Source organism: Cellulomonas shaoxiangyii (assembly GCF_004798685.1).
Taxonomy (GTDB): Bacteria; Actinomycetota; Actinomycetes; order Actinomycetales; family Cellulomonadaceae; genus Cellulomonas; species Cellulomonas shaoxiangyii.
The window spans coordinates 1,369,105-1,385,167 of record NZ_CP039291.1 but is presented as its reverse complement, the minus strand read 5'-3'; the positions used below and the strand labels follow the sequence as shown (position 1 = coordinate 1,385,167).

The 16,063-nt window shown below is 76.6% G+C and carries 14 protein-coding genes and 1 tRNA gene; 3 read left to right on the top strand and 12 right to left on the bottom strand.

Features of this window, described 5'->3' with window-relative positions; genetic code table 11:
• Positions 1 to 68 precede the first annotated feature (68 nt).
• Positions 69 to 1,538: an amino acid permease gene (locus E5225_RS06275; RefSeq protein ID WP_135974548.1), complete on the bottom strand. Its 1,470-nt coding sequence runs from the start codon at positions 1,536 to 1,538 to the stop codon at positions 69 to 71.
• A 286-nt stretch (positions 1,539 to 1,824) separates the two neighbouring features.
• Between E5225_RS06275 and E5225_RS06270 the strand changes: the two genes are divergently transcribed.
• Complete coding sequence (locus tag E5225_RS06270) at positions 1,825 to 3,423, top strand: alpha/beta hydrolase (protein WP_208543841.1); 1,599 nt, start codon at positions 1,825 to 1,827, stop codon at positions 3,421 to 3,423.
• A gap of 30 nt (positions 3,424 to 3,453) precedes the next feature.
• Here E5225_RS06270 and E5225_RS06265 read toward each other — a convergent pair whose 3' ends face one another.
• Complete coding sequence (locus tag E5225_RS06265; RefSeq protein ID WP_135974535.1) at positions 3,454 to 5,529, bottom strand: DUF2264 domain-containing protein; 2,076 nt, start codon at positions 5,527 to 5,529, stop codon at positions 3,454 to 3,456.
• Positions 5,526 to 6,536, bottom strand: coding sequence for a hydroxyacid dehydrogenase (locus E5225_RS06260; protein WP_243738354.1), 1,011 nt, complete (start codon positions 6,534 to 6,536; stop codon positions 5,526 to 5,528). The genes E5225_RS06265 and E5225_RS06260 overlap by 4 nt, the downstream gene beginning before the upstream one ends.
• A gap of 266 nt (positions 6,537 to 6,802) precedes the next feature.
• Here E5225_RS06260 and E5225_RS06255 point away from each other — a divergent pair, with 266 nt between their 5' ends.
• The gene (locus E5225_RS06255) at positions 6,803 to 7,441 is read left to right on the top strand and encodes a hypothetical protein (RefSeq protein ID WP_135974537.1); all 639 of its coding nucleotides are present in this window, start codon (positions 6,803 to 6,805) and stop codon (positions 7,439 to 7,441) included.
• Between the two features lie 131 nt (positions 7,442 to 7,572).
• The gene (locus tag E5225_RS06250) at positions 7,573 to 8,112 is read left to right on the top strand and encodes an SRPBCC family protein (protein WP_135974539.1); all 540 of its coding nucleotides are present in this window, start codon (positions 7,573 to 7,575) and stop codon (positions 8,110 to 8,112) included.
• Positions 8,113 to 8,198: 86 nt separating this feature from the next.
• Here the strand turns inward: E5225_RS06250 and E5225_RS06245 are convergent.
• From E5225_RS06245 to obgE, 9 genes are all read right to left on the bottom strand, one after another.
• A tRNA-Ala gene (locus tag E5225_RS06245) sits at positions 8,199 to 8,271 on the bottom strand.
• Between the two features lie 69 nt (positions 8,272 to 8,340).
• A complete protein-coding gene (locus E5225_RS06240) occupies positions 8,341 to 9,057 on the bottom strand; it encodes a histidine phosphatase family protein (protein ID WP_243738355.1) in 717 nt (238 codons plus the stop codon).
• Positions 9,054 to 9,440 carry a ribosome silencing factor gene (gene rsfS / locus E5225_RS06235; RefSeq protein WP_135974541.1) on the bottom strand — a complete coding sequence of 129 codons (387 nt, stop codon included), beginning with the start codon at positions 9,438 to 9,440 and terminating at the stop codon, positions 9,054 to 9,056. The genes E5225_RS06240 and rsfS overlap by 4 nt, the downstream gene beginning before the upstream one ends.
• Positions 9,441 to 9,512: 72 nt before the next feature.
• A complete protein-coding gene (locus E5225_RS06230; protein WP_136225353.1) occupies positions 9,513 to 9,932 on the bottom strand; it encodes a hypothetical protein in 420 nt (139 codons plus the stop codon).
• A gap of 946 nt (positions 9,933 to 10,878) precedes the next feature.
• On the bottom strand, positions 10,879 to 11,469 hold the full coding sequence (gene nadD / locus E5225_RS06225; RefSeq protein ID WP_341765700.1) for a nicotinate-nucleotide adenylyltransferase: 591 nt from the start codon (positions 11,467 to 11,469) through the stop codon (positions 10,879 to 10,881).
• A 26-nt stretch (positions 11,470 to 11,495) separates the two neighbouring features.
• Positions 11,496 to 11,651, bottom strand: a complete 156-nt coding sequence (locus tag E5225_RS17445; protein WP_166436063.1) for a hypothetical protein — start codon at positions 11,649 to 11,651, stop codon at positions 11,496 to 11,498.
• A gap of 135 nt (positions 11,652 to 11,786) precedes the next feature.
• Positions 11,787 to 13,148: a glutamate-5-semialdehyde dehydrogenase gene (locus tag E5225_RS06220; protein ID WP_135975411.1), complete on the bottom strand. Its 1,362-nt coding sequence runs from the start codon at positions 13,146 to 13,148 to the stop codon at positions 11,787 to 11,789.
• Positions 13,149 to 13,248: 100 nt separating this feature from the next.
• Positions 13,249 to 14,430 (bottom strand): glutamate 5-kinase, encoded by a 1,182-nt coding sequence (proB, locus tag E5225_RS06215; RefSeq protein ID WP_135975413.1) that lies wholly within the window; start codon positions 14,428 to 14,430, stop codon positions 13,249 to 13,251.
• A gap of 38 nt (positions 14,431 to 14,468) precedes the next feature.
• Positions 14,469 to 15,983 carry a GTPase ObgE gene (obgE, locus tag E5225_RS06210; RefSeq protein WP_135975415.1) on the bottom strand — a complete coding sequence of 505 codons (1,515 nt, stop codon included), beginning with the start codon at positions 15,981 to 15,983 and terminating at the stop codon, positions 14,469 to 14,471.
• Positions 15,984 to 16,063 lie beyond the last annotated feature (80 nt).

The window sequence follows — 16,063 nt, the reverse complement described above, 5'->3', positions numbered from 1 at the left end:
GGGTCGTGGTCACACCGGCGCGGTCGAGCCGTGGACGACCGTGCAGCCGTGGCGGAGGTCACGGCCGCTCACGGGTCCGGCACCGGCTCCGGTGCTGCCCGTCGCGCGTGGTGCGGGCTGTCCGGGTTCAGCAGCGAGTGGCCGCGCCCGTAGGCGAAGTAGACGACGAGGCCGATCGCCAGCCACACCCCGAAGCGCAGCCACGTCTCCCAGTGCAGCTGCAGGATGAGGAAGGCGGACGCGAGCACGCCGAACGCCGGCACGAACGGCATCAGGGGCAGCCGGAACGAGCGCGGCTCGTCGGGGCGCGTGTAGCGGAACAGGATGACGGCGACGCACACCACCACGAACGCGGACAGGATGCCGATGTTCGTCAGGTCGGCGACCGCGCGGATCGGGAAGACGCCCGCCAGCAGCGCCGACGCGGTGCCCGCGATCCACGTCACCCGCTGTGGCGTCCCGTGCCGGTCGGTGGCCGCGAACCACGTCGGCAGCAGGCCGTCGCGGCTCATCGAGAACCACACGCGCGTGACCCCGAGCAGGAACGTCAGCATCACCGTGAGGATCGACAGCACCGCGAACACCGAGATGATGCTCGCGACCACCGGGAGGCCGACGTTCGTGAACGCCGACGCGAAGCCCGCCTCCGGGTCGATCTCCTCGTAGCTCTGCAGCCCGGTCAGCACGAGCGTCGCCGCGACGTACAGCAGCATCGCGATGACCAGGGACAGGATGATCGCCTTCGGCATGTGCTTGCGGCCGTCCGTCGCCTCCTCCGCGGCGGTGGACATCGCGTCGTACCCGAACACGGCGAAGAACACGGTCGCGGCGCCCGTGAGCACCGGGCCGAAGCCGTTGGGCAGGAACGGGTCGTAGTTGGCGCTGTCCACGTAGAAGACGCCCAGCCCGATGATGAACAGGATCAGCACGATCTTGATCGCGACGGCGACGAGCTCGAACCGGCCGAACGCCCGCGTGCCCCGGCTGAGGACGAACGTGACGAGCAGGCAGATGAGGAGCGCGGGCACGTTGACGACGCCGCCCTCCTCCGCGCTGGCGGTGACCGCCGCGGGCAGCTCGACGCCGAACCCGGCCAGGAACGCCTCGAGGTACCCGGAGATGCCGATCGCCACGACGGCGACGATGGCGATGTACTCGAGCAGCAGGTCCCACCCGATGAACCAGCCGACGATCTCCCCGAGCGCCACGTACCCGTAGGTGTACGCCGACCCGGCGCGCGGGACCATCCCCGCGAACTCCGCGTACGACAGGGCCGCGGCCGCGGACGCGAGCCCCGCGACGAGGAACGAGATGAGCACGGCCGGCCCGACGCCCGGGTTCTCCGCGTCGCCGTGGGCGACGAGCCCGGCGAGGGAGAAGATCCCGACGCCGATGATGCCGCCGACGCCGATCGCGGTGAGCTGCCACAGGCCCAGGCTCTTCGACAGCCTGCCCGCGCCGCTGCCGGACTCCACCTCGTCCATCCGGTCGACGGGCATGCGCCGCCACACCGACCCCGCACTCCTCGACACGGCCATGGGTCCGCTCCCCTCGGCGTGGTGGCGGACGCGGGGAGCGCCGTCGGACGCCTGCCCGTCGAGGCTCGCAGCGATCGACGCGCGCGTCCACCAGTGCTGGCGGACGATCCGGCCCGGTGTCATGCTCGGGCGACGGCGCGCGGCCCGGTCGCGGCGGCGCCGCCACCGCCCGGGGGGAGCGCGCATGGCGCAGCGGCGCGCACGCGGCAGGGCGGGCACGGACCGGCGGAGCCGGCGCCCGCGGCCACCGCACCCCGCGGGCCTGGTCGTCGCCACCGTGTTCGCGATGGTCGCGATGACCCCGTCGCTGCTCCCCCGCGACTGGCTCTACCAGGCCCTCGTCTCCGGCATCTCCGGCGCGCTCGGCTACGGCGTGGGTGTCGCGCTCGCGTGGGTCCTGCGTCGGGTGCCGGCGTGGCGCCGCCTGCTCGCGTCGGCACGCGCGCGGGTGCCGGAGGACGTGGCGCCAAGGCTGCGCCCGGCGCTCGCCGTCACGGCGCTGCTCGCCCTCGTTCTGATGCTCGTCGTCGGCGCCCGCTGGCAGCGGGCCATGACCGCGGCGATCGGGATGCCGGCGCCCTCGACCGCCGACTGGTTGCGGGCAGCACCGCTCCTCGTGCTCATCGCTGCCGTCCTCGTCCTCGCGGCGCGCGGCGTGTGGGGGGTGAGCCGCCGGTTCGACCGGTTCCTCGAGGCTCACCTCCGGTGGCCCCACACGGTCGCGAGCGCGGTCGCGGCGGTGCTCGTGCTGGGGGCCGTCCTCCTCGTCGACGACCTGCTGCTGCGCCGCGGCCTCTCGACGGCGGACGCGGTGTTCGCGGCTCGCAACGACCAGGACCACCCGGGCGTCCGGCAGCCCCGGGCCCAGGAACGCACGGGCTCGTCGGCCTCGTCGGTGCCGTGGGAGTCCCTCGGGCGGGAGGGCCGGCGCTTCGTGGCGCAGGGCCCGACCCCGGCGCAGCTGCGGTCGGCCGGCGCGGTGGGCGCGCCCACGACCCCGATCCGGGTGTACGCGGGGATCGAGAGCGCCGAGACGCCGCGCGGCCGGGCCGCGCTCGCGGTGGAGGAGCTCGAGCGCACCGGCGCGTTCGACCGGTCGGTGCTGCTCGTGGCGACGACGACCGGCAGCGGCTGGGTCAACGGCCCGGCGGTGGAGGCGCTCGAGCTCATGTACGGCGGCGACACGGCAGCGGTCGCCACCCAGTACTCCTACCTGCCCAGCTGGCTGTCCTTCCTCACGGACCGCTCGCGCGCCACCGACGAGGCGCGCGCGCTCACCGCGGCGGTCGAGGAACGCGTCGAGGCGCTTCCCGAGGGCGACCGCCCGCTGCTGCTGGCGTACGGCGAGTCCCTCGGCTCCTACGGCAGCGAGAACGCCTTCACGTCGCTCGCCGACATCCGCGAGCGCCTCGACGGGGTGCTGTGGGTGGGCCCGCCGAACGCGAACCAGATCTGGCACGCCCTCGTCGAGCGGCGCGACCCCGGCACACCCGCCCTCGCGCCGGTCTACGCCAGCGGGCTGCTCGTGCGCTTCGCCGGCGACGCCCAGCAGATCACGACCCCGCCGACGGCGTGGGAACCGCCGCGGGCGCTGTACCTGCAGCACGCGTCCGACCCCGTCGTGTGGTGGAGCCCCGACCTGCTGCTGTCCGAGCCGGACTGGCTCCGTGAGCGCCCCGACGGCGTGGACCGCCCGGTGCTGCGGTGGTTCCCGCTGGTCACCTTCTGGCAGCTGACGTTCGACCTGCTCAACGCCAAGTCGGTGCCGGACGGCCACGGGCACAACTACGACGCCCTGGCGCTCGACGGGTGGGTCGCCGTCGCCGCGCCCGACGGGTGGACGTCCGCGGACACCGAACGCGTCCGGGCGGTCCTCGGGCCGTGACCGGCCGGCTCTTCCCCGACCGGTGCGGCGTCAGTCTCCCGCGTCGACGCCGTCGGCCGGGAGCCGCACCGTGGTACGCGCTCCGTCCGCCCACGTGACGACCACCCGCGTCGCGCCGTCCGGCGCCGCCCGCAGCGCCTCGGCCGGCCGGTCGCGCGCCCCGAGGTCGGCGCCCTCGAGCCCCACCGCGACGACGCACCACCCGGGCAGCGCACCGTCGGCGGGCGGCCGCACGGGCAGGGCGACCACCGGGACCGCCGCGTGCGCGCCGAGGGGCGACGCGTCGTGGGAGCGCACGACCTCGCCGCGCGCCGCCGACCCCGGGGCGGCGACCGTCGAGACGAGGCGGGCGGTGCGCACCGCGACGGCGACCTGCCCGGGTGCACCCGTCCCGCGCGCGGTTCCCGACGCACGCAGGGCCTCCTCGGCGGGCGGTCGCGCGTCGGCCAGCGGCCAGCCGCCGACCTGCAGCTCCAGCGCGTCCGGGGCCGGGTCGGCGACCCGCACGAGCCGCACCTCCCAGGCACCGCGGACGACCGACACGACGGTCACCGTGCCCGCCTGCGACGCCGCGCCCGGCACGCCGTAGCCGTGGCCCGCGAGCGCGTGCCCGGGCTCCGGCGCGAGCCAGTGCACCGGGCCGTGCGAGCCGCCCACGAGCACCCCGGCACCGCCGGGGAGCTCCGCGCCGTCCGGGCCGACGGTCCGCGGCGCCGGCAGCTCGAGCGTGGTGAAGCCCGCGCGGTGCGACCGGCGGCCCGCGGCGTCCACGAGGACGACGGACTGGTCCACCGGGCTCGTCCAGGCTGCGGCGTCCAGCAGCGGCGCGGTCGCGGTCGAGTAGCCGAGGCGCGCGTACAGCGGCGAGTCCCCCACCCGGTCGCCCGGCCGCGCGTGGTCGACGCCGTGGTTGACGACCCGCACGATGCCGTCCGCCCGCGTCCCCGTGACCAGCCACCCGGCGGGGCGCACGACGCGTGCGTCGTCACCCGCAGCGCTCGGCAGCGGCGCCTCGTCAGCCGTCCAGACGGGGTGGTCGGCGGGCAGTGCGAGGCCGAGGAGGCCCTTGCTCGCCCAGTACGGCGACCCCGGCCCCGAGTAGCTCTGCGCGAGCGCCGGCCACGGCTCGTGCCAGCCGAGGGACAGCAGGCCGTCCTCGTCCGGGACGCCGCGGGCGGCGAAGTGGTCGACGACGGCGGACGCGCAGCGCCGCAGCGTCCCGGGCGCCACGGACGGGACCTCCGCGACCGCGCCCACCCAGTACGGCGCCGCCGCCGCGAACCGGTAGACCAGGCTGCGGCCCTGGACGAGCGGGGAGCCGTCCCCGCCGACGAGGTGCACGGCGTCCTGCAGGAAGCGGTCGAGCATCGCCGTGTCGGACGCCCTGCGCGGCGCCGCCAGGTCCTCGGCACCCGCCATGCGGCCCCACAGGGTCGGGTACAGGTGCAGCGCCCAGCCGACGTAGTGGTCGAACGACCGCTGGGTGCCGTCCGACAGCCAGCCGTCGCCACGGACGAACGAGTCGTGCGTGGCCAGGTCGTCGCGCATCTCGTCGAGCGCGAACGGTCCCCCGACGGACCGCAGGAACGTCTGGACCACCAGCCGGAACCAGACCCAGTTGATGCGCGGGTACGTCGCGTCGCCGACGGCCGGCGACAGGTAGTCGACGACCTGCTCCTGCACGAGCGGCGAGAGCCGGTCCCAGATCCAGGGCCGGGTGAGGTCGAGGACGAGCGCGATCGACGCCGCCTCCACCTTGGACTGCCCGTGCTCGGGCAGCCGGACCCACCGGTGCGCGCCGTGCGGGTCGGTGCCCGCCGCGAGCCCGTCGGCGTACCACTGCGCGAGCCCGAGCGGGTCGGCGCCCCGCTCCCCCGCGAGCCGGAAGCCCGCGGTGAGGAACGTGCGCGCGAAGCCCTCGAGCCCGTCGACCGCCGACCCGTACCCGCCCGGCGCCCCGGGCAGCGTGATCAGGGCGTGGTCCGGTGACGCGTGCGGCCGCACGGCCAGCAGCAGGCCGTCCGCGAAGGCCGCCCAGCGCTCGCGGTCCCACCCCGCACCGGCCGGCGCCCCCGGACCGGCCGTCGCCGCAGCCCCGGCGCTCACGCGCTCACCGCCGCGGTGGCGGCCGTCAGCGGCGTGGCGAGCGGCCGACCCTGGACGAGCGCCTCGAGCTCGTCGAGCGCGTGCTGCGCCATGCGCCGTGTCTCCCGCCCGAGGGACCCCGCGACGTGCGGCGTGACCATCACGTTGGGTAGCCCCAACAACGGGTGCCCGGCCGGCAGCGGCTCGGGATCGGTCACGTCGAGGATCGCGTCCAGCCGGCCGGCCGCGCAGGCGACGAGGAGCGCGTCGTGGTCGACGAGCGACCCCCGGGCGGTGTTCACGAGCGTCGCGCCGTGCGGCAGCAGCGCGAGCTCGCGCGCGCCGATCAGGTGGTGCGTCTCGGGCAGCGCGGGCGCGTGCAGCGAGAGCACGTCGGCGCGGCGCAGCGCGTCGTCCAGCTCGGCCGGCTCGCCGCCCGCGGCACGCACCTGCGCCGCGTCGGCGTAGGGGTCGACGACGAGCACCGCGGCCGTGTCGAGCAGGCGGAGCAGCTCCACGACCCGGCGGCCGGTGCGCGAGAAGCCGACGACGGCGACCGTGCGGCCGTAGTTCGACAGGTCGTCGCGGGCGACCACGTCGTTCCAGGTGACCGGGGCGGTGCGGCCCTGCGCGGCGAGGAAGGGCGCCTTCTTGCCCGCGAGGACGATCGCGGCGAGCGTGTACTCGGCGACGGGCACGGCGTTCGCGTCCGCCGCCGTGCTCACCGCGACGCCGCGGCGGTAGACGTCCTCGCCGACGATCCCCCGCACGCTGCCCGCCGCGTGCAGCACCGCGCGCAGCGCGGGAGCGGCGGCGAGCCGCTCCGCCGTCAGTGCGGGAGCGCCCCACGACGTCACGAGCACCTGGGCGCGCGCGAGCCGACGGCGGGTCGGGGCGCTGTCGAGCTCGTCGGTCCACACCGGGTCGCCGACCTCGGCGAGCGCGGCGAGCCGGGCGAGCTCGTCACCGCGGAACTGCAGGGCGAAGGTGGCCGCGTCCATGACCAGCAGCGTGTCGGGACGGAACACGGCGGTCCTTCGTCGTCGAGGGGCGCGGACGCTCTGACGCGCCCGGTCGACGGTCGCCGGTGAGCGCTCTCCGGTCATCGAAGACGCGCCCGAGAGCTGCTGTCAAACGGCGCCACGACGTCGATCCGGGCAGATCCGGTCGTTCCGGGTCATGACCACCGCACGGGCCCACCGATGCGCGGCGCACACGGCGCCGGCCCTCCTGGCGGTGGTGGCCGCGTCCGCCCGGACTGCGCCCAGGCGGCCGACCCACCACCATGACCCGCATGAGGTTCTACGCGCAGGACGGGCCGCGGCGGGCGCGGCAGGTCGTCGGCGATCTCGCGGTGCTCGCGTGGGTCGCCGCGTGGGTGTGGGTCGCCCGCCGGCTGCACGACGTCGTGGCGCGCCTCGGCGCACCCGGCCGCACCCTGGAGGACGCCGGCACGTCGCTGCGCGACAGCCTGGGCTCCGCCGGGGACTCCGTGGCCGGCATCCCGGTCGTCGGGGACGACGTCCGGGCGCCGTTCGACGCCGCCGGGGGCGCCGCCGCGTCCATCGCAGCCGCCGGGGTGCAGGTGCAGGAGGGTGCGGCACGTCTCGCGCTCGCCGCGGCCGTCGCGGTCGCGCTCGGGCCGGTGCTCGTGGTGCTCGTCGCCTGGCTGCGCGCCCGGGTGTCCTTCGCGCGCCGTGCCGGGGCCGCCGCCCGGCTCGTGGACTCCGCCGCCGACCTCGACCTCTTCGCGCTGCGCGCGCTGGCCACGCAGCCGGTCACGCGGCTCGCACACGTCTGCGACGACCCGGCCGGCGCCTGGCGCCGCGGCGACCCCGACGTCGTGCGGGCCCTCGCGGCCCTGGAGCTGAGGTCCCTGGGCGTGCGTCCGCCCGCCGTCGCTCCCGGGGAGCCGACCTTCTCCGGACGGTGAGCGGCTCCGGACCCCGTGCGCCGGCCCGACGTGCCTGCGCGCCCCGCGCACGGACGGCGCCCGGGCCGATGACTTCGCGCGCCGTCCGCGGTCCACACCACATCGCGCCCGCCGCACGCCGAGGAGCACCGATGACCGACCGCGACCAGCAGGACGCGCCCCCGACGGAGCACGCCGTCGTCGTCTCGCGCGAGCTCGACGTCCCGCCCGACGTGGCCTGGACGGCATGGAGCGACCCCGACCTGCTCCGCCGGTGGTGGGGACCCGTCGGCTTCACGTGCCCGCGCGCGGACGTGGACCTGCGCGTCGGCGGCTCGACCCTCGTGACCATGCAGGCCCCCGACGAGTGGGGTGGCTTCCGGATCCACAACCGGTGGTCCTTCCGAGCGGTGCACCCGCCCGAGCGCCTGGCGTTCGTCAGCACGTTCGTGGACGAGGCCGGCGCGACGCTCACCCCGGCCGAGGCGGGCGTGCCGGCGACCGTCCCGGGCGAGGTGCCGCACGTGGTCGTGCTCGAGGCCCTGGACCACGGGCGGACCCGCATCACGGTGACGGAGACCGGGTACGTCGACGAGGAGACGGCCGCCCAGTCGCAGGCCGGCCAGGAGCAGTGCCTCGACAAGATGCAGGCGCTCTTCGCGGTGCCGGACAGGCCCCGCACGGAGGGCTGACGGACGCGCGACCTCTCGCGTGGCTGTCCGCAGAAGCGGAAGGCCGTTCCTCCCGACGGGAGGAACGGCCTGACCAGCACTTTCGGTGGAGCTGAGGGGACTCGAACCCCTGACCCCCTGCATGCCATGCAGGTGCGCTACCAGCTGCGCCACAGCCCCGTGGCCCTCGCGGGCCCGGTGCGCCCCGTGAGGCGCTCGGAAAGCATAGGACGCCCCGCGCCCGAAACGCTAATCGGGGTCCCGGGTGTCCGCGTCGGCGCTCTCGTCCGGCGCGGCGACGTCCGGCCCGGCGTTCCAGTCGGACGACGCGTCGGTCGGGCCGAGGTTGTACCCGTGCAGGCGCCAGGCCGGCTCGTTGCCCCCGCGGTCGGGCGTGAGCTCCGCCCAGTGGGCGTTGAGCATGCCGACGACCCCCCGCCAGTGCGGCGGCTGCCCCAGCAGGTCGGCGACGACCGAGCCGATGGCGGCGCCGTGCGACACCACGACCACGGTGCCCTCGCGGCCGACGCGCGCCGCGTACTCGCGCACCGCCGCCCCGACGCGTGCGGCCACGTCGGCGCGGCTCTCCGCGCCGACCCCCGCGGGGTCGCCGCCCGTGCGCCACACGGTGAACTCGTCCGGCCAGCGCGCCTCGATCTCGTGGCCCGTCAGGCCCTCCCACTCGCCGAACCCGCGCTCGCGCAGCCGCGGGTCACGCTCCACGACGAGGTCGAGGACGCGTCCCAGTGCGTCGGCCGTCTCGGCCGCACGCGACAGGTCGGAGCTGACGACGAGCGTCGGGGCGTAGCGGGAGGCGATGCGCGACGCCGCGGTGCGGGCCTGCCAGCGGCCGGCGTCGTCGAGCGGGATGTCGACCTGGCCCTGCAGCCGCGCCGTGGCGTTGTAGGCCGTGCGGCCGTGCCGCCACAGGAGCAGGCGACCGGCGCCGGGCACCGCGCCGCTCACGCCTGCGCGTCCTGCGCGCCTCGCTCGTCCTCGGGCAGCTCGATGACCGGGCAGTCCTTCCAGAGCCGCTCGAGCGCGTAGTAGACGCGGTCCTCGGCGTGCTGGACGTGCACGACGATCTCGCCGAAGTCGATGAGGACCCAGCGCCCCTGACCCTTGCCCTCGCGGCGCACGGGCTTGGCGCCGATCTTGTGCAGCGCCTCCTCGACGGCGTCGACGATCGCGCCGACCTGGCGCTCGTTGGTGCCGGAGGCGATGAGGAAGACGTCGGTGAGCACGAGCTGCTCGCTGACGTCGAGGGCGATGATCTCCTGGGCCTTCAGGTCGGAGGCGGCACGGGCGGCCGCGTGGGCCAGCTCGATCGCACGGGTGCTCGCGGGCACGGGACTCCTCGGGTTCGTCGGCGCCGAACGGCGCCTGGTCGGTGGCGCGGGCGCGTGGCGCCCGCACGGCGGTCAGAGCGGCGGCGCTCCCGCGACAGCCGCGAGGAGCGTGAGCGCCGGTGCGACCGCCGCCGTCTCCTCGCCGCGGGCGTTGATGAGCAGCAGCATGATGAGGAAGCCCAGCACGAAGGCGACGAGCGCCAGCACGAGCAGGTGCAGCCACGTGTAGGGGTGGCGGCGGGACTCCGGCTCGTCGTCGTCCAGGTCCTCGTCGTCGTCCAGGTCGTCCGCGGGCGCGGCGGCGCGTCCCCACGGCGGCGACGGCTCGCCGCGTGCGGGTGCCTCGGCGCCTCGGGAGCCGACGGCCCGCTCGGGCGGGTCGACGACCGGCGCGGACGCCGCCACGGCCGCCGGGGCGGGGCGAGCGGGGTCGGCGGTGGGCTGCGCGCCGCCACCGCCCCACACCGGGCCGGCCGGAGCGGACGACGGCACGGGCCGCGGCGCGGACGACGCGGTGCGCCCCGGTGCCCCGGCCGAGGGGCCGGCAGCGGCCGGCGGAGCGGCCGAGCCTGCGCCGGCGGGCGGCCACGTCGTGCCACCGGACGAGCCCCACGCCGACGTGCGCGGCGGCGTCGCCTGAGCGGACGACGGGGTCGCCGACGCCCAGCTAGGGCCGGCCGGTGCCGTGGGCGCGGCGCCCGCGGACCACGTGCGCCCGTCCGGGGCCGTCGCGGGACGTGCGGCCTCCGACTGCGACGGGGACCAGCCACGGGGCGTGCCCTGCGTGGGCCCTCCCTGCGTGGGCCCTCCCTGCGTGGGCCCTGCGGGAGCGGGTGCGGCACCCGGCGCGGGACGCGGCGCGGGTCGCGCAGCCGGCTCCGGGGTCGGCCGCGCGCCCGGCGCGGACGTGTTCGGGCCCTGCCACGGCGCGGGCGCACCGGGACGAGACGTGCCGGCGGGCGCCCCCGGCGCGGTCTGCGGACGTGCGGGCCCGGCGGGTGCGGCCTGGGGACGTGCGGACGACCCCGGCGCGGCCTGGGGACGTGGGGGCGCCGCCGGCGCCGCCTGGGCACGTGCCGGCGCGGCCGCGGCGCCGGGCCTCGGGCCCGCCGTCGGGTCGAGCGACGGGTCGCGGTACGAGCGGCGCGAGCGCCCGGCGTCCGGGCCCGCACCGGCCGACGGCACCGGCCCGCGGGCGGACGGACCGGCGGGCGGCCCGGCGGTCCACGACGGCGTGCCGCCCTGCTGCGCCGACCCGGCGGTCCCGCCGGGAGGCGTCACCAGGCGGCTGCGCATCGCGCGGCGTGAGCCCGGCGTGGGGCTCTCACCGCCCTCGGGGCTCGCCGACGCCGACGGGGCACTGCCCGCACCGGTCACCGGCGCACCGCCCTCCAGGGCGGCCCGTTCCATCTCGCGACGACGGCGGCGCTCTCCGGGTTCACTCATGAGGACCTCGATACAACCTGTGCTTGGCGATGTACTGGACCACCCCGTCCGGGACGAGGTACCACACCGGCTCCCCCGCACCCGCACGTGCGCGGACGTCGGTCGAGGAGATCGACAGCGCGGGGATCTCCAGGACGTCGACCCGCCCCTCGGGCAGTCCGGCCACCGACAGCGCGTGCCCGGGACGGGTGACCGCCACGAAGCGCGCCATGTCGAAGAGCTCGCCAGCATCCTTCCACGTGAGGATCTGGGCGATCGCGTCGGCACCGGTGATGAAGAAGAGGTCGGCGTCCGGGCGCTCCGCCTTGAGGTCCCGCAGCGTGTCGACCGTGTAGGTCAGTCCCTCGCGCTCGACGTCCACGCGGCTCACCGTGAAGCGCGGGTTCGACGCCGTGGCGATGACGGTCATGAGGTAGCGGTGCTCCGCCTCCGTGACCGCCGTGTCCTGCTTGAACGACGGCTGCCCGGTGGGCACGAAGACGACCTCGTCGAGGTCGAACCGTGCCGCGACCTCGCTCGCCGCGACCAGGTGGCCGTGGTGGACGGGGTCGAAGGTGCCGCCCATCACCCCGATGCGCGACACGCGTCCCTCCGCTGCGGACAGCACCGTCAGTGGCGCGACCCGACGCTGCGGAAGGCGTAGGTGATGAGGAGCAGCGCCAGGAGGCCGACGAAGCCGCCGATGCCGAAGACGGCGGGCGGGAAGGGGAGCTCGGTCCCGTGGGCTGCGGCCTCCTCGGCCGCGGCGATCAGGGTGGCGTGCACGTCGTCCTCCTGGGTGTCGTCGCGTGACGGCTGGTGCGGTGCTGCGTACGTGCCGGCGTCCCGGCCGCGACCCGATCGGGCGGCGGGCGACGCGGCGTCCCAGTGTCGCACGGGTGCCGGGGCGTGTCGGGCAGGTCAGGCGCGCACGTGGCCGTCCCCGTGCACGACCCACTTGGTGGTGGTGAGCTCGGCGAGGCCCATGGGGCCGCGGGCGTGCAGCTTCTGCGTCGAGATGCCGATCTCCGCCCCGAGCCCGAGCTGTCCGCCGTCCGTGAACCGGGTGGACGCGTTGACCATCACCGCGGCGGAGTCGACCTCGGCGACGAAGCGCTCGCTCGCGGGGAGGTCGCGCGTGACGATCGCCTCGGTGTGGCCCGAGCTCCACGTGCGGATGTGCTCGAGCGCCGCGTCGAGGTCGTCGACCACACGCACGGCGAGGTCCAGGGCGAGGTACTCCGTCGCCCAGTCGTGGTCCGTCGCGGGCACGACCGCGACGCCGGCCGGCGCCAGCTCGCGGGTCCGGTCGTCACCGTGCAGCGTCACGCCCGCCTCCGCGAGCGCCGTGAGGGCGGAGGGCAGGAAGCCGGCGGCCGCGTCGCGGTGGACGAGCAGCGTCTCGGCCGCGTTGCACACCCCGACGCGCTGGGTCTTGGCGTTGAGCAGGATCGGCAGCGCCACGGCGGGGTCGGCCGTCGCGTCGACGTAGACGTGCACGTTCCCGACGCCCGTCTCGATGACCGGCACGGTCGACTCCCGCACGACGGTCGCGATGAGGTCCGCGCCACCGCGCGGCACGAGCACGTCGACGAGGCCGCGCGCGTGCATGAGCGCCACCGCGCCCTCGCGGCCCCACGCGTCGATCGACTGCACGAGGTCGCCCGGCAGCCCCTGCCCCTCGAGCGCCCCGGCCAGGACCGCGACGACCGCCTCGTTGCTGCGCGCCGCGGCCGACCCTCCGCGCAGGATGACGGCGTTGCCGCTCTTGAGCGCGAGGCCCGCGGCGTCGACCGTCACGTTGGGGCGGGCCTCGTAGATCATCCCGACCACCCCCATGGGCACGCGCAGCTGGCGCAGGCGCAGGCCGTTCGGGAGCGTCGACCCGCGCACCACCTCGCCGACCGGGTCGGGCAGACCCGCCAGCTCGCGCAGCGCGTCCGCGATCGCGCCGATGCGCGCGGGGTCGAGCGCGAGGCGGTCGAGCAGCCCGGGCGACATGCCGGCGTCCCGTCCGCGCGCGAGGTCCTCGGCGTTCGCCGCCACGATCGCGTCGGCAGCGCCGACGAGCGCGTCGGCCATGGCGTGCAGCGCCGCGTCCTTCGTCGCGCGCGTCGCCGTCGCGAGGCTGCGTGCCGCGACCTTGGCCCGGCGGGCGACGTCGAGGACCGCTGCAGCCGTCGGGGTCGAGGTCGCGGTGGCGCCGGCCGGCGACGTGCCCGCGGGCGCCGGGACCGCGGCGGGCGCGGTCGACGGGGCGGCGGGCTCGAGCGAGGTCGTCATCGGGCCAGGGTAGTCCGGGCCGCCCGGCACGCCGCGGGCGTCCGCGGGACGGTCCGCGGGCCGCTCCGGCCCGCACCCGGCGCCCGGCCGGACGGGACGGTCAGCGCCCTCGGCGCACCAGGACGAGGTCGTCGCGGTGCACGAGCTCACGGTCGTAGCCCGCGCCGAGCGCCGCACGCAGCTCCCCCGTGGACCGGCCGAGCAGCTGCGGGACCTCGTCGGACGCGTAGGCGACGAGGCCGCGCGCGACGACCGCACCGGCGCCGTCGACGAGCTCGACCGGGTCACCCGCCTCGAACGTCCCCTCGACGGCGGTCACGCCGGCCGGCAGCAGCGACGTGCCGCGCTCGAGGACGGCACGCACCGCGCCGTCGTCCAGGACGAGCCGCCCGTGGGTGCGGGCGGCGTGCGCGAGCCAGAGCAGCCGGATGGACGAGCGCCGGCCCGTGGCGGCGAACCACGTCCCGACGTCGTCCCCGGCCAGGGCGCGGCCCGCCAGCGCGGCCGACGTGAGGACGACCGGGATGCCGGACTGCGTGGCGATCGCCACCGAGTCCAGCTTCGTCACCATGCCGCCGGTGCCCACGGCGCTCCCCCGGGCCGACACGTCGACCCCGGCGACGTCCGCCGGGCCGCGCACCTCCGCGACCCGCCGCGACCCGGGCCGTGACGGCGCCCCGGTGTACAGCGCGTCGACGTCCGTCAGGAGAGCGAGCGCGTCGGCGTGCACGAGGTGGGACACGAGCGCGGCGAGGCGGTCGTTGTCGCCGAACCGGATCTCGTCCGTGGCGACGGCGTCGTTCTCGTTGATGATCGGCACGACGCCGAGGTCCAGCAGCCGCGTCAGCGCCCGGTGCGCGTTGCGGTACTGCCCGCGCCGCCACGTGTCCTCGGCCGTCAGCAGCACCTGCGCGACCCGCAGACCGTGCGCGCCGAACGCGCGCGTGTAGTGCGCGACGAGCAGCCCCTGCCCCACCGACGCGGCGGCCTGCTGCGTGGCGAGGTCCCGCGGCCGGGCCGCGAGCCCGAGCGGCCCGATGCCGGCGGCGATCGCACCCGACGACACGAGCACGACCTGCGTCCCCGCCGCGCGCCGCGCCGCGAGCACGTCGACCACCGCGCGCAGCCGCTCGGGGTCGAGGTGGCCGTCGGGCGTCGTCAGCGAGGACGACCCGACCTTGACGACGAGCCGGCCGGCGGTGGGCAGCTGGTCTCGGCCCAGCAGGGCGGCGGAGGTCACGCGCCCATGATGCCCGCCGGGGGCGCCCGACCCGGACGCCATTTCCGGCGCGCGGACGGGCGCCGGGGCCCCGCCGTGCGTCACTCGGGCTCGGTCCAGACGCCCTGCTCGCGCTCGGTCCACAGCTCGGCGCGCGCGGCGGACTTGGCGTCCATGCGCTCCTTGTACTCCTGCCGCTTCTCGCCGCGCGTGGGGCGCGCGCGGTCCTCCAGGCGCAGGTCCGTACCGCGCGGACCACCGAGCAGCTCGGAACCGGTGAGCAGCGTCGGCTCCCAGTCGAAGACGACCGCGTTGTCCTCACGCCCGATGCGGACCTCGTCGCCGGCGACCGCACCGGCCTTGTACAGCTCGTCCTCCACGCCCAGGCGCGCGAGCCGGTCGGCCAGGTAGCCGACGGCCTCGTCGTTGGTGAAGTCGGTCTGGCGCACCCACCGCTCGGGCTTCTCGCCGCGGACGGCGAACCACACCTGACCGGCGGCCTCGCGGCGCGTGACCGTGAAGCCGGAGTCGTCGACCGCACGCGGGCGCAGCACCACGCGGGTCGGCTCGGGCGCGGGCGCGGCCCGGCGGGCGTGCTCCACGCGCTCGGCGAGGGCGAACGTCAGGGCGCGCAGGCCCTCGTGGCTCGCCGTCGACACCTCGAACACCGGGAGCCCGCGCTCCTCCAGGTCCGGCCGCACCAGCTCGGCGAGGTCGCGCGCCTCGGGCACGTCGATCTTGTTGAGCACGACGACGCGGGGACGCTGGGCCAGGGGCACGCCGTTCGCGGCGACCTCGAGGTCCTCCGCGTACGCCGCGAGCTCGGCCTCGATGACGTCGAGGTCGCTCAGCGGGTCGCGGTCGGGCTCGAGCGTCGCGCAGTCGAGCACGTGGACGACGACCGCGCAGCGCTCGATGTGCCGCAGGAACTCCAGGCCGAGGCCGCGGCCCTCCGACGCCCCCGGGATCAGACCGGGCACGTCCGCGACGGTGTACCGGGCGTCCCCGGCCTGCACGACGCCCAGGTTCGGGACCAGCGTCGTGAACGGGTAGTCGGCGATCTTGGGCCGCGCCGCCGAGATCGACGCGACCAGGCTGGACTTGCCGGCGCTGGGGAAGCCGACCAGCGCCACGTCGGCGATGGTCTTGAGCTCCAGCACGACGTCCGCGGAGTCGCCCGGCTCGCCGAGCAGCGCGAACCCGGGCGCCTTGCGGCGCGGGGACGACAGGGCGGCGTTGCCGAGCCCTCCGCGCCCGCCCGCGGCGACGACGTACCGGGCGCCGGCGCCGACGAGGTCGGCCAGGACCTTGCCCGCCGGCGACTTGACGACCGTGCCGTCGGGGACGCCCAGGACGAGGTCCTCGGCAGTGGCGCCGCTGCGGTGGTCGCCCATGCCCTGCGAGCCGTTGCCGGCGTGCCGGTGCGGCAGGTGGTGGAACGGCAGGAGCGTCGTGACCTGAGGGTCGACCTCGAGGATCACCGAGCCGCCGTTGCCCCCGTTGCCGCCGTCGGGCCCCGCCAGGGGCTTGAACTTCTCGCGGTGGATGGACGCGCAGCCGTGCCCACCGTCACCGCCGGTCGCATGCAGCACGACCCGGTCGACGAACGTCGCCACGGTGTGTCCTTCCTCGGCGCCTGGGCGCCTGGTGTCTCGCGCGGGCCGCGCTCGTCGCGCGTGCCTCGTCGCCTGTCCGA

Bases quoted from the DNA above. Each gene is read 5' to 3' on its own strand.
- E5225_RS06250 (WP_135974539.1), top strand. From the start codon at position 7,573: ATGACCGACCGCGACCAGCAGGACGCGCCCCCGACGGAGCACGCCGTC.
- proB (WP_135975413.1), bottom strand. From the start codon at position 14,430: ATGGCGTCCGGGTCGGGCGCCCCCGGCGGGCATCATGGGCGCGTGACC.
- E5225_RS06255 (WP_135974537.1), top strand. From the start codon at position 6,803: ATGAGGTTCTACGCGCAGGACGGGCCGCGGCGGGCGCGGCAGGTCGTC.
- E5225_RS06220 (WP_135975411.1), bottom strand. From the start codon at position 13,148: ATGACGACCTCGCTCGAGCCCGCCGCCCCGTCGACCGCGCCCGCCGCG.
- E5225_RS06270 (WP_208543841.1), top strand. From the start codon at position 1,825: ATGGTCGCGATGACCCCGTCGCTGCTCCCCCGCGACTGGCTCTACCAG.
- E5225_RS06275 (WP_135974548.1), bottom strand. From the start codon at position 1,538: ATGGCCGTGTCGAGGAGTGCGGGGTCGGTGTGGCGGCGCATGCCCGTC.